Genomic DNA, 11,562 nt, shown 5'->3' on the forward strand with positions numbered 1-11,562 from the left:
CATGACGGCTTCGGTACGCAGCGGGTTGATCTCCGAGACGGCGCCGACGAACGTGGTCTTGCCCACGCCGAATCCGCCCGCCACCACGATCTTCGCGCTGGTGGTCGATCTGCCTCCGGCCGAGCCGCTAGAGCTTTCGAAGTCCACTGAGCACCCTTTCCAGCAGTGTCACGTCGGGCGCGCCCCCCGCTTCGCCGTTGCCCGGCTGGTGGATGGCGACCATGCCGGCCTCCGCCAGGTCCGCGACGAGGATCCTGGCCACGCCGAGCGGCATGGTGAGCAGCGCGGAGACCTCGGCCACCGACTTGACCTCACGGCACAGGTGGCATATCCGCTGGTGCTCGGGCAGCAGCGTGGCGAGGTGGGCGGGGTCCGCCGTCGTGGAGACCAGCGCCTCGATGGCGAGTTGGTACCGGGGCCTGGTTCTGCCGCCGGTCATCGCATAAGGGCGTACCAGCGGCTGGTCGCCCTCCGGGCCGTAACTGGCGTCGACGGACGCGCCGTACGGATCGTGAGAGGCGGTGGGCGGGGTCATGAATCCTCCGGGCGTGACAGCAGGATGTCTGCGTGCCGTCTTCGTGGCCGGTGGGGGGACGGCTCGGCGGCCTGACGGTGGGTGAGCTGGGACGGTGCCTTGGAGAGTCTCAGTGGAGCAGGCTCCCCTGGAGTTCGGCGCGGAGGTCCGGTGTGAGGACCGTGCCCGCTCGGTCGACGAGGAGTGCCATCTCGTACCCCACCAGGCCGATGTCGCACTCGGGGTGGGCGAGCACGGCGAGGGAGGAGCCGTCGGAGACGGACATCAGGAAGAGGAAACCGCGCTCCATCTCCACCACGGTCTGGTTGACCAGGCCGCCTTCGAAGATCCGGGAGGCACCCGCGGTCAGCGAGGTGAGACCCGATGCCACTGCGGCGAGCTGGTCGGCCCGGTCCCGTGGGAAGCCTTCCGACATGGCCAGCAGCAGCCCGTCGGCGGAGACCACGACCGTGTGCGACACCCCTGGGGTGTTGTCCACGAAGTTCGTGATCAACCAGTTCAGGTTCTGCGCAGCCTGACTCATCGGACTCACTGACGCTCCTGCTGGTGAGAGGGGCCGAAATCGAACCCGCCGCCGTTGGTACCGCCGGAGCCCGCGCTGCGGCCCTGCTGGATACCCCGGCGGAGGTTGGTCAGCCGGCCCCGTACGTCCGCGGGTGCGCGAGACACCTGCGGCCCTGTCTGCGTGCTCTGCTCCTGTGCTGTGCCCGGCACCAGGTTGGCGCGCGGGACACGGCGGGGCAGGCCCGAGGTGGTGATGCCGCCGGCCGCGGGCTTCCTGACCCGCTCGGCCTGCCGCACCAGTTCGTCGTTGGGCGAGGCGCGCCAGGCTGAGGTGGGCGAGGGGCCCACGGGCGCCGCGTTGTGACCACCCTCGGAGGCCTCCTGTGCCGGGTCGCCGCCGAACAGGGACCCGGACGCCTCCGCGTCGCGTCGCAGGCCGCTGCCGGGGTCCCGGCGGGGCATCGCGGGACGCGGGCGGTCCTCCTGCCGGGGTACGTCGCCCCGGCCGTAGCCTTGCTCGCCACCCTGCGCGGCCGGTCCCTGGACGTTCCCGCCCTGGTCCTGGCGGCTGCGGTCCTGGGCGCTCTGGGCTGGGCCGGTCTGGGCTGGGCCCGTCTGGTCCTGGCCGCCCTGTGCGGACACGCCGGGTGCGGTGCCCTGCTGCTGCCCGCCGCCGTGGAACCAGTTGGTCTCCAGCGTGTCGTACAGCGGCGTGCGGCCGTCGCCGGGACCAGGGGCGGGCGGCAGCGCGTCGGGCTGCTGGGGCCTTCGGTCCTGCTGCTGCGGCTGCGGCGGCACACCGCCCTGGCGGCCGCGCTGCTGCGAGAAGTCCTGCTGCTGCCCGTACCCCTGCTGTCCGGCGTCGTAGCCCTGCGGCGCGGGAGTCTGGCGGCCGTACGACGGGTCGCTGTCGCCGTACGAGGGAGCGAAGCCCTGGTCCTGACCGCGGCCCGTGTCGTACACCGGGTTGGGGCCGGTGTCGTAGCGCCGGCCCTGGCGGTCGTCCCAGGCCTGCGGGCGGTCCGTGCCGTACGCGGGGTTCTGCCCGGTGTCGCGGGCGGGGCCGGGCCCCGCGCCGTAGCCGGGGGCGCCGCCCTGCCCGTACTCCTGCCGGCGGTCGGTGTAGCCGCCCTGCGCGTCGTAGCCCTGCTGTGCGGCGTCGAAGCCGGGGCGGGCGAACTGACCGGTGGCCTGCGGGTCCTGGGCACCGGCCTGCGCCGAGAAGTCCGGACGGGCGAACTCGGCCGTGGAGCCGGGGCCCTGCCGGTCGTCGGGGCGCGGGCTGTGCTGGTCGGGGCGCCGGTCCTGGCGATCGGGGCGCGGCCGGCCGAACTGGTCGGCCGCGTCGTCGTGGCCGCGCGGGGCGTCGAGCGAGGGACGCAGCTGCATCCGCTCCTGCGGGTGACCGGACGAGGCGGCCCCGGGGCCGCCGGGCAGTTCGGCGCGCGGCATGCCGGGCGGCGGCAGCTGCCTGGCACCCGGACCCTCACCGCCGGCGCGGCCGCCCGCCTGCGGGAAGGCGTTCTGCGCGCGCCCGCTGAAGCCACCGCGTGGCGACTGCTCCGCGTCACCGGCGGTCCGGCCGTCGCGCGGCCCTCCGAACACGTCGTCGCGCACGGGCAGCTCGCGGTCCTGCCGTCCCTGGCCGAAGCGCCCGCCGCCCTGGTCGAACCCGGCCGCGGGCTCGGGCGCGTGGCCGCCGCCGACAGCGGGCATCTGCGCGGTGGCCGGACCCTGGTCGGCGCCCGGACCTCGCGGCGCCTGCCGGTCCCGGTGCTCCTGCTCGCCGGAGCCCTGCGGCTGCTGTCCCGCGCCGAAGGCGTTCTGCGCGAAGATGCTCGTCGCGCCACGGTCCTGCCCGCCGCCCGCGTTCGGGGCGCCGCCCCGCGGCGCCGAGGACGCCGCGTCGCGCGAGGGCAGCGCGGCGCGCGGTGCCGCTCCGGCACCGACCTGGCCGCGTGAGGCGCCCGCTCCCGCGCCGAGCTTGTTGTTGCCCGTGCCGAGGCCGGCGAGACCGCCTCCCGGGCCCGAGCCGAGCCCGGGCTTCCCGCCGCCGGCGGGGCCGTCCGCGCCCGGTCCTGCCGCGAGCCGGCCCTGCGGAGCGTTCGGCGCCTGGCCGCCGCGTCCGCCGGCCGCACCGGGCTGGGCCGGCGCCTTCTTGCCGCCCTGCGCGAGGTCGACGGGCAGCATGACGAGTGCCGTCGTGCCGCCGGAGTCCGAGGGGCGCAGCTGGATGCGGATGCCGTGGCGCAGGGACAGCCGGCCGACCACGAACAGGCCCATGCGGCGCGAGACGGAGACGTCCACGGTCGGCGGCGACGCCAGCCGCTCGTTGATCGCGGCCAGGTCTTCGGGGGACAGGCCGATACCGGTGTCGTGGATCTCCACCAGCACACGGCCGTCGGGCAGCGCGTGGCCGGTGACGCGGACCTTGGTCTGCGGGGACGAGAACGACGTCGCGTTCTCCAGCAGCTCGGCGAGCAGGTGGACGAGGTCGTTGACGACGCGCCCGGCGACCTCGGTCGCGGGAACGGCGGCGAGTTCGATGCGCTCGTACTGCTCCACCTCGGACGCCGCGGCACGCAGCACGTCCACGAGCGGGACGGGGCGTGTCCACCGGCGGCCCGGCTCCTCGCCCGCGAGGACCAGCAGGTTCTCGCCGTTGCGGCGCATGCGGGTGGCGAGGTGGTCGAGCTTGAAGAGCGAGGACAGCTGGTCGGGGTCGGCCTCGCGGGACTCCAGCTCGGAGATCAGCGAGAGCTGGCGCTGGATGAGGCCCTGGCTGCGGCGCGAGAGGTTGGTGAACATCGCGTTGACGTTGCCCCGCAGCAGCGCCTGTTCCGCGGCGAGCCGGACGGCCTCGCGGTGCACGTGGTCGAAGGCCGCGGCCACCTTGCCGATCTCGTCGCGCGAGTGGACGCCCACGGACTCCACGGAGGTGTCGACGTCCTGCGGGTCCGACTCGGAGAGCTCCCTGACGAGCTCGGGCAGCCGGTCCTGGGCGACCTTGGTCGCCGTGTCCTGGAGCCGCCGCAGCGAGCGCACCATGGACCGGGCCACGATGAACGCGCCCGCCAGGGAGACGCCGAGGACCAGCAGGATCACCGCGCCGTTGATGATGGCGTCGCGCTGCGACTGCTGGCGCAGCTCGGTCGCCTTGGCCTCCACCTGGCCGAGCAGCGTGGACTCGATGGTCTTCATCGTGTTGATGCGGACCGACGCCTGGTCGATCCAGTCCGCGTAGCTGCGGTTGGGCTGGTTGGCGAGGCCGTCGGGGCCGCCGAAGACCCGGCTCTCGTAGTCGTCGGCCGCCTTGATCTCGGGACTGCCCTGGCCCTGCAGGGGGGCCATCAGATCGTCGGCGTTACCGCCCATCGACTGGTACAGCGTGCGGAACGTGTTGAGCTCGTTCGTCTCCTTCTTGGCGGCGGCGGCGCCGTAGAGACGGTCGGACTCGGTCAGTTTGCCCGTGTGCTTCTTCGGATCGGCCGGCAGGGCCGCGGCGATGATCGCGCGCTGGATGGAGGCGTACTCCTTGGCGGACGAGAACGCGGCCAGGGCGCGGGTCCGCTTGATCATGTCCGGGCTGTTGGTGGCCTGCGCCATGTCCTGGGACAGACTCAGCAGCGAGGTGATCAGCTGGTCGTAGGAGTCGACGGTCAGCGAGGACGAGCCGGGCGTGGAGTAGGCGCCGCTGCGCAGGTCGCTGATCTGCTGGACCTGACCGGCGATCTGGTTGACGTTGGCCCGGATGCTGTTGAGCGTGTCGTCGCTGTTCGTGTTGCCGATGGCGTTGGTCGCATTGAGGAACGACTTGCTGGCCCGGTCGGTCTGGGTCTGCAGCTGCTTGATGCTCAGGTCGCTCGGCTGCACGCCGTGGCTGAGCGGGCCCGCCTCCTGGTCGCGCTCGGTCTGGAGCTGGGCGGCGAGTGCGGTCGCCTCCTTGGTCAGCTCCGTGAGCAACTGCATGTGGTCGAGCTGGTTGATGTTGTTGATCGAGTCGTCGATCCGCAACGCACCCAGCGTGGTGGCCGCGATCACGGGCAGCGCCAGCAGGGAGACGAGGCGCGTGCTGATGCGCCAGTTGCGCAGGGCTATTCGAGAGCCTGCGTCCCCCGGTGACGCGGCGGCCCTGGGCGCGGCCGCCTGGGTCTCGTTCGCTGTCTCGGGCCGGGTGGCGCGCTCGTTCCCCTCCGGCGACGGGCCGGCCGCCGTCCTGTTCCGGGTGTGCTGGGCCGAGGCGCCGCGTTCCGACGCGCCGCGGGGCTCCTGCTCCGCCGCGGCACTGCTATCCCTCTTCGAACGTCCCTGCACTAGCGTCGCAACCTCTGGACCAGGCGTCCCACCGCGTGCGGCAGGACGGTGTCGGCGTCGTGGGGTGCGAGACGCCCCCCATGGTGGTCGTGAGTCCGCCGTTCCTCCCCGTTCACACGCGACGCTCCGTCGCGCCCGTGTGCGCCGGGTGGGAACTCGCGGCGGTGGGGGTGATTCCAGCACAGTGCCGGATCTCCAACAAGGTCTGGCGGCACTGCCGTGACCTGTATGACACCGCGTAACGGCCGTGTCACGAATCGTCGAAAGTGATCACGGAGAAATCGGGTCATTGCGGAACATCCGCTGGGCGGCTCAGGGTGTCCCAGTCCTCATGATCGGCAGCGGAATGGAGCTTTCTGGTGTGAGATGACCGTTTTCATGGCGCCCTGAGACGTGAAGATTTAGGAAGAATGTCCGTCAACTGGTGAGGAAACTCACACGCGGAGGGGTGTCAGGCGCGCCTTTCGGCGAGAATCAGATGTTTAACCTGACCCCTTCCAGGGTTGGCATATGCGCGGCCCGCGCCGCCCGCCGCGCCCCACCCGCGAGACACGAGAACGGGATCGCCCCATGACACCTGCCGCGAAGACGGCCACGGACTTCCGCAAGACCGCCAACCCGAGGCGCACCACGCTCGCCCATCTCGCGGACGCCACCGGGCTCGTCACGGCGCAGGTCCGCGAATACCGCGGGGCCCTCCCGCTCCGCACCGCCAACCCGAGGCGCACACAGCTGTAGGGACCGCACCCGCCGGTACCACCCCGCCGGTACGCACCCGCGCCCCGTCGCCGCGCTAGCCTGATGCCAGAGTCGGCCGAACAGTTGCTGACCAGGACCGCGAGTGAAGTGAGGGGCGAGTAGCAAACCGTGCGCATCGCCAGGTTCTCCATCGACGGCAATGTCGCCTTCGGCGCTGTCGAGGACGCGGGAGGCGGCGATCCGGCCGGCCTGCTCCTCGACATCATCAAGGGCGTCCCGTACAGCGGCGCCCAGCTCAGCGGCACGAAGGTGCGCCTGAGCGAGGTACGCCTCCTGCCGCCCGTGCTCCCCAGCAAGGTCGTGGCCGTCGGCCGCAACTACGCGGAGCACGCGGCGGAGCTGGGCAACGAGGTACCCGAAGCGGCGATGACGTTCTTCAAGCCCAGCACGTCCGTGATCGGCTCGGGCGACCCCATCGTCTACCCGCACTTCTCGGACGACGTCCACTACGAGGCCGAGCTCGCCGTCGTCATCGGCACCCTCTGCCGCGAGGTGCCGCGCGAGCGCGTCAGGGACGTCATCTACGGGTACACCTGCGCCAACGACGTCACCGCACGCGACCTGCAGAAGTCCGAGAAGCAGTGGGCGCGCGCCAAGGGGTTCGACACCTCGTGCCCGCTCGGGCCCTGGGTGGAGACGGAACTCGACCCGTCCGACCTGACGGTCCAGTGCACCGTCAACGGCCTCCAGCGCCAGCTCGGGCGCACCAGCGAGATGATCCGCACCGTCGAGGACCTCGTCGTCCACGTCAGCGAGGCCATGACCCTGGTGCCCGGCGACGTCATCCTCACCGGCACACCCGCGGGCGTGGGCCCGCTCTCCGTCGGCGACGAGGTCGCCGTCACCATCGAAGGCATCGGCACTCTCACCAACAAGGTGATCAAGCGTGGCTAACGGCTCCGTCCGTGTACGTTTCTGTCCCTCCCCGACCGGCAACCCGCACGTGGGCCTGGTCCGCACGGCCCTGTTCAACTGGGCCTTCGCCCGGCACCACGGCGGGTCCCTGGTCTTCCGCATCGAGGACACCGACGCCGCGCGCGACTCCGAGGAGTCCTACGCGCAGCTGCTCGACTCGATGCGCTGGCTCGGCCTCGACTGGGACGAGGGCCCCGAGGTCGGCGGCCCCCACGAGCCGTACCGCCAGTCGCAGCGCATGGACATCTACCGCGACGTCGCGGACAAGCTCCTGGCCGGCGGCTACGCGTACCCCTGCTACTGCACGTCCGAGGAGCTGGAGCAGCGCCGCGACGCCGCGCGCGCGGCCGGCCGGCCCTCCGGGTACGACGGCCACTGCCGCGACCTGAGCGACGAGCGGAAGGCGGCGTACGAGGCCGAGGGGCGCCGGCACATCGTCCGCTTCCGGATGCCCGACGAGCCGATCACCTTCACCGACCTGGTGCGCGGCGAGCTCACCTTCACCCCGGACAACGTGCCCGACTACGGCATCGTGCGCGCCAACGGCGCACCGCTGTACACGCTCGTCAACCCCGTCGACGACGCGCTGATGGAGATCACGCACGTGCTGCGCGGCGAGGACCTGCTCTCCTCCACCCCGCGCCAGATCGCCCTCTACGGGGCGCTGCGCGAGCTGGGCGTCGCCAAGGGCGTCCCGGCCTTCGGGCACCTGCCGTACGTGATGGGCGAGGGCAACAAGAAGCTGTCCAAGCGAGACCCGCAGTCCTCACTCAACCTCTACCGCGAGCGGGGCTTCCTCCCGGACGGCCTGCTCAACTACCTGTCCCTGCTGGGCTGGTCGTTCTCGGCGGACCAGGACATCTTCACGATGGACGAGATGGTCGGGGCGTTCGAGATCAGCGCGGTCAACGCCAACCCCGCACGCTTCGACCTCAAGAAGGCCGAGGCGATCAATGCTGACCACATCAGGCAGCTGGACGTGAAGGCGTTCACCGAGGCGTGCGCGCCCTGGCTGGCCGCACCGCACGCGCCCTGGGCCCCCGAGCGGTTCGACCAGGGCGCCTTCGACGCGCTCGCGCCGCTGGCGCAGACCCGGGTCACGGTCCTCTCGGACATCACGGCCAACGTCGACTTCCTCTTCCTCGAGGAGCCGGTGCGCGACGACGCGTCCTGGGCGAAGGCGATGAAGGGCGACCCCGCCGGGCTGCTGACCACGGTGCGCGAGAAGCTCGCGGAGACCACATGGGAGGCGGAGCCGCTGAAGGAGGCCGTACTCGCCGCGGGCGAGCAGCACGGCCTCAAGCTCGGCAAGGCGCAGGCCCCGCTGCGGGTGGCGGTCACGGGCCGCACGGTGGGCCTGCCGCTGTTCGAGTCGCTGGAGGTGCTGGGCCGCGACCGCACCCTGGCGCGCGTCGACGCGGCCCTCGCCAGGCTGGCGTCCGCGTAGGGACATGGCAGCGCGGGAGGGGCGGCCGGGAACGGCCGCCCCTCCCGCCGCTTGTCCTACGGGAGCCGGGCGACGCCCGCGTAGAGGAGCACGGGCAGGTCGCCCGCGTCGGGGGCGGGCGTGTCCTTGAACCACGCGGCGGGGGTCACCACGCCCGGCTCCACCAGGTCGAGGCCGTCGAAGAACCGCTCGACCTCGGCCCGCGTGCGCATCTGGTTGGGGATGTTGCTCCGGTACATCCGCTCCTGCTCGTGGTCGACGGGACCGGGGAAGGTGTCCATGGTCGCGTGGGAGAGCACCAGGTGGCTGCCGGGCGCCAGGGCGTCGAGGAACGTGCGGACGATGCCGTACGGGTCCTCCTCGTCCAGCACGAAGTGCAGGAGCGCCACGAGCGACAGGGCGACGGGCCGGTCCAGGTCGAGGAGCCCGCCCGCCCTTTCGAGGATGGCCGCCGGGTCGCGCACGTCCGCGTGCAGGTAGTCGGTGCGGCCCTCGGGCGCGGAGACGAGGAGCGCCTCGGCATGGCGCAGCACGATGGGGTCGTTGTCGACGTACACGACGCGGGCGGCTGGATCGACGCCCTGCGCCACCTGGTGCAGGTTCGGCTGGGTGGGGATGCCGGTGCCGACGTCGAGGAACTGGTCGATGCCGCTGCGCGCGCTCCAGGCGACCGCGCGGTGCATGAACGCGCGGTTCTGCCGGGCGGTGTGGGCGACGAGGTCGGGGAGCAGGTCGGCGAGCTGCTGGTCGACGAGGTAGTTGTCCTTGCCCCCGAGCAGATAGTCGTAGACGCGTGCCGAGTGCGGCCTGCTCGTGTCGACCTGCGGCTTCGGGACACCTGACGCCATGGGTGGGCTCCGGTCTGGGTGAGGGGGCGGGGCGGGGGGTGGTGGCCGCGGCCAGTCTCACAGCCAACAACGCGCTGGTCAAAGGCCGTTGAATCCGGAACGCCACCCTCCGCGCGCCTCGCGGGTACCTCGTGCCGTGCCGGTGCCGAGGCCCTAGGGTGGTGCCATGCCGCTGCGCGCCGTGCTCTGGGATGTCGACGACACGCTCTTCGACTACTCGGGGGCCGACCGTCTCGCGCTGGAGCGCCACCTGGGCGAGGCCTCCGGCGCCGACGCCTTCGACCGGTGGCGCGCGAGCATGCGGCTGCACTGGGCGCGCTTCGTGGCGGGGGAGATCGGCTTCGAGGAGCAGCGACGGGAGCGCGTGCGCACCTTCCTCGGCCGGCCGCTGAGCGACGCGGAGGCGGACGCGTGGTTCCTCGGGTACCACGCCCACTACCGGGCGTCATGGCGGCTGTTCCCCGACGTCCTCGCCGCGCTCGACGACCTGGCCGGCGACTTCCGGCACGCCGTCCTGTCGAACTCGTCCCTGCGCCACCAGGACCGCAAGCTGACGGTGCTCGGCGTGCGCGACCGGTTCGAGGCCGTCGTGTGCGCGGCCGAGATCGGCGTGGGCAAGCCCGCGCCCGCGGCCTTCGCCGCCGCGTGCGAGGCGCTGCGGCTGCCGCCCGGCGATGTGGTCTACATCGGGGACGAACCCGACGTGGACGCCGCGGCGGCGACGGCCGCCGGGCTTGCGGCCGTGTGGCTCGACAGGGGCGGTCTCGGCGGCCGTCCCGAGCTGGTGAGCATCACCGGTCTCGGGCCTCTTCCTGCCCTGCTGCGCGGGACAACTCGTTTTGGAGCGCGTCCCGGCATCGGGTAATGTTCCTCCTGCGCCGCCGGAGGGAGACAAGCCCGTCAGGCGGGCGCAACCCGAACAAAACCCCCACCAGGGGGTTGTGTTTTGGTGGGCTATGGTGTAATTGGCAGCACGACTGATTCTGGTTCAGTTAGTCTAGGTTCGAGTCCTGGTAGCCCAGCGCAGAGCATCTCTGCACGCCCCCGTTGTGTAGCGGCCTAGCACGCCGCCCTCTCAAGGCGGTAGCGCCGGTTCGAATCCGGTCGGGGGTACGGATCTTCCTCACGGGAAGGTCGCTGGGGCCCCGTTGTGTAGCGGCCTAGCACGCCGCCCTCTCAAGGCGGTAGCGCCGGTTCGAATCCGGTCGGGGCTACTGGTCTATACCATGGGCTATGGTGTAATTGGCAGCACGAGTGATTCTGGTTCATTTAGTCTAGGTTCGAGTCCTGGTAGCCCAGCTTCGCACGATCTCGCCCCCGTTGTGTAGCGGCCTAGCACGCCGCCCTCTCAAGGCGGTAGCGCCGGTTCGAATCCGGTCGGGGGTACGCGGAAGGCTCAAGGCCCTCTCCTCACGAGGAGGGGGCCTTCGCCGTGTGCGGGCCACGCGGTCGGCCCGCACACGACGGCCCGCGGACGTCACGCGCTCCTGCGCAGCGCCTCGGACAGGCGCTGCGCCGCGTCGATCACGGCCTGCGCGTGCATCCGGCCCGGGTGCCGGCTCAGCCGCTCGATCGGGCCCGACACGGAGACCGCCGCCACCACGCGGTTCGACGGGCCGCGCACCGGCGCGGACACCGACGCGACGCCCGGCTCGCGTTCCCCGATCGACTGCGACCAGCCCCTGCGCCGCACGCCGGACAGCGCCGTCGCCGTGAACCGCGCCCCCTGCAGCCCCCTGTGCAGGCGCTCCGGCTCCTCCCACGCCATGAGGATCTGCGCCGAGGAGCCGGCCTTCATCGTCAGCGTGGAGCCCACGGGCACCGTGTCGCGCAGCCCGGACAGGCGCTCCGCCGCGGCCACGCAGATGCGCATGTCGCCCTGCCTGCGGTAGAGCTGCGCGCTCTCGCCCGTCACGTCCCGCAGGTGCGTGAGCACCGGGCCCGCCGTGGCGAGCAGCCGGTCCTCGCCCGCGGCCGCGGCCAGCTCCGCGAGGCGCGGGCCGAGGATGAACCGGCCCTGCATGTCCCTCGCGACCATCCGGTGGTGCTCCAGGGCCACGGCGAGCCGGTGGGCCGTTGGCCTGGCGAGACCTGTCGCCGCGACCAGCCCGGCGAGGGTGGCCGGACCTGACTCCAGGGCGCTCAGCACGAGAGCGGCCTTGTCGAGAACTCCGACGCCACTTGAGTTGTCCATGAAACGATACTCGCGTCTCACTCTGTGAAACGCAAGTTCAATTTCC

At 71.9% G+C, this 11,562-nt stretch carries 9 protein-coding genes, 5 tRNA genes and 1 pseudogene; 9 read left to right on the forward strand and 6 right to left on the reverse strand.

The window, feature by feature from the left end; all coding sequences use genetic code 11:
- The 4 genes and pseudogenes from IH48_RS35340 to IH48_RS0128080 all read right to left on the reverse strand — a co-directional run.
- Positions 1-147: pseudogene (locus tag IH48_RS35340) on the reverse strand (ATP/GTP-binding protein); the annotation flags it as partial.
- Entirely contained in the window at positions 128-535 is a 408-nt protein-coding gene (locus IH48_RS0128070) for a DUF742 domain-containing protein (RefSeq protein ID WP_030910606.1), read from the reverse strand. The pseudogene IH48_RS35340 and the gene IH48_RS0128070, both read right to left, overlap by 20 nt.
- 109 nt (positions 536-644) lie before the next feature.
- Positions 645-1,058: a roadblock/LC7 domain-containing protein gene (locus IH48_RS0128075; protein ID WP_030910608.1), complete on the reverse strand. Its 414-nt coding sequence runs from the start codon at positions 1,056-1,058 to the stop codon at positions 645-647.
- A 5-nt stretch (positions 1,059-1,063) separates the two neighbouring features.
- Positions 1,064-5,353 (reverse strand): nitrate- and nitrite sensing domain-containing protein, encoded by a 4,290-nt coding sequence (locus IH48_RS0128080; RefSeq protein WP_030910611.1) that lies wholly within the window; start codon positions 5,351-5,353, stop codon positions 1,064-1,066.
- A 570-nt stretch (positions 5,354-5,923) separates the two neighbouring features.
- On the opposite strand from IH48_RS0128080, the gene IH48_RS36695 reads away from it, so the two are divergent.
- The 3 genes from IH48_RS36695 to gltX all read left to right on the forward strand — a co-directional run bounded on the left by IH48_RS36695 (position 5,924) and on the right by gltX (position 8,474).
- On the forward strand, positions 5,924-6,091 hold the full coding sequence (locus IH48_RS36695; protein ID WP_199810025.1) for a hypothetical protein: 168 nt from the start codon (positions 5,924-5,926) through the stop codon (positions 6,089-6,091).
- Positions 6,092-6,220: 129 nt separating this feature from the next.
- The gene (locus IH48_RS0128090) at positions 6,221-7,006 is read left to right on the forward strand and encodes a fumarylacetoacetate hydrolase family protein (RefSeq protein ID WP_030910613.1); all 786 of its coding nucleotides are present in this window, start codon (positions 6,221-6,223) and stop codon (positions 7,004-7,006) included.
- Positions 6,999-8,474 (forward strand): glutamate--tRNA ligase, encoded by a 1,476-nt coding sequence (gltX, locus tag IH48_RS0128095; protein ID WP_078850110.1) that lies wholly within the window; start codon positions 6,999-7,001, stop codon positions 8,472-8,474. Before IH48_RS0128090 ends, gltX begins: the two co-directional genes overlap by 8 nt.
- A 56-nt stretch (positions 8,475-8,530) precedes the next feature.
- On the opposite strand, the gene IH48_RS0128100 is transcribed toward gltX, so the two are convergent.
- On the reverse strand, positions 8,531-9,322 hold the full coding sequence (locus tag IH48_RS0128100) for an SAM-dependent methyltransferase (protein WP_030910618.1): 792 nt from the start codon (positions 9,320-9,322) through the stop codon (positions 8,531-8,533).
- A gap of 166 nt (positions 9,323-9,488) precedes the next feature.
- Here IH48_RS0128100 and IH48_RS0128105 point away from each other — a divergent pair, with 166 nt between their 5' ends.
- The 6 genes from IH48_RS0128105 (at position 9,489) to IH48_RS0128130 (ending at position 10,708) form a co-directional block, all read left to right on the forward strand.
- A complete protein-coding gene (locus IH48_RS0128105) occupies positions 9,489-10,187 on the forward strand; it encodes an HAD family hydrolase (protein WP_030910622.1) in 699 nt (232 codons plus the stop codon).
- An 85-nt stretch (positions 10,188-10,272) separates the two neighbouring features.
- Positions 10,273-10,344 (forward strand) — tRNA-Gln (locus tag IH48_RS0128110).
- A gap of 18 nt (positions 10,345-10,362) precedes the next feature.
- Positions 10,363-10,435: transfer RNA gene (locus IH48_RS0128115), tRNA-Glu, on the forward strand.
- A gap of 28 nt (positions 10,436-10,463) precedes the next feature.
- A tRNA-Glu gene (locus tag IH48_RS0128120) sits at positions 10,464-10,536 on the forward strand.
- Positions 10,537-10,549: 13 nt separating this feature from the next.
- Positions 10,550-10,621 (forward strand) — tRNA-Gln (locus IH48_RS0128125).
- Between the two features lie 14 nt (positions 10,622-10,635).
- Positions 10,636-10,708: transfer RNA gene (locus IH48_RS0128130), tRNA-Glu, on the forward strand.
- Between the two features lie 91 nt (positions 10,709-10,799).
- Here IH48_RS0128130 and ndgR read toward each other — a convergent pair.
- A complete protein-coding gene (gene ndgR / locus IH48_RS0128135; protein WP_030910625.1) occupies positions 10,800-11,516 on the reverse strand; it encodes an IclR family transcriptional regulator NdgR in 717 nt (238 codons plus the stop codon).
- Between the last annotated feature and the right edge of the window lie 46 nt (positions 11,517-11,562).

Origin of the sequence: Streptomyces sp. NRRL F-5126, from assembly GCF_000721265.1 — a bacterium.
GTDB lineage: Bacteria > Actinomycetota > Actinomycetes > Streptomycetales > Streptomycetaceae > Streptomyces.

What these genes read in the sequence shown, in the direction of transcription:
- IH48_RS0128105 (WP_030910622.1), top strand. Translation starts at nt 9,489, where the DNA reads ATGCCGCTGCGCGCCGTGCTCTGGGATGTCGACGACACGCTCTTCGAC.
- ndgR (WP_030910625.1), bottom strand. Translation starts at nt 11,516, where the DNA reads ATGGACAACTCAAGTGGCGTCGGAGTTCTCGACAAGGCCGCTCTCGTG.
- IH48_RS0128075 (WP_030910608.1), bottom strand. Translation starts at nt 1,058, where the DNA reads ATGAGTCAGGCTGCGCAGAACCTGAACTGGTTGATCACGAACTTCGTG.
- IH48_RS36695 (WP_199810025.1), top strand. Translation starts at nt 5,924, where the DNA reads ATGACACCTGCCGCGAAGACGGCCACGGACTTCCGCAAGACCGCCAAC.
- IH48_RS0128070 (WP_030910606.1), bottom strand. Translation starts at nt 535, where the DNA reads ATGACCCCGCCCACCGCCTCTCACGATCCGTACGGCGCGTCCGTCGAC.
- IH48_RS0128100 (WP_030910618.1), bottom strand. Translation starts at nt 9,322, where the DNA reads ATGGCGTCAGGTGTCCCGAAGCCGCAGGTCGACACGAGCAGGCCGCAC.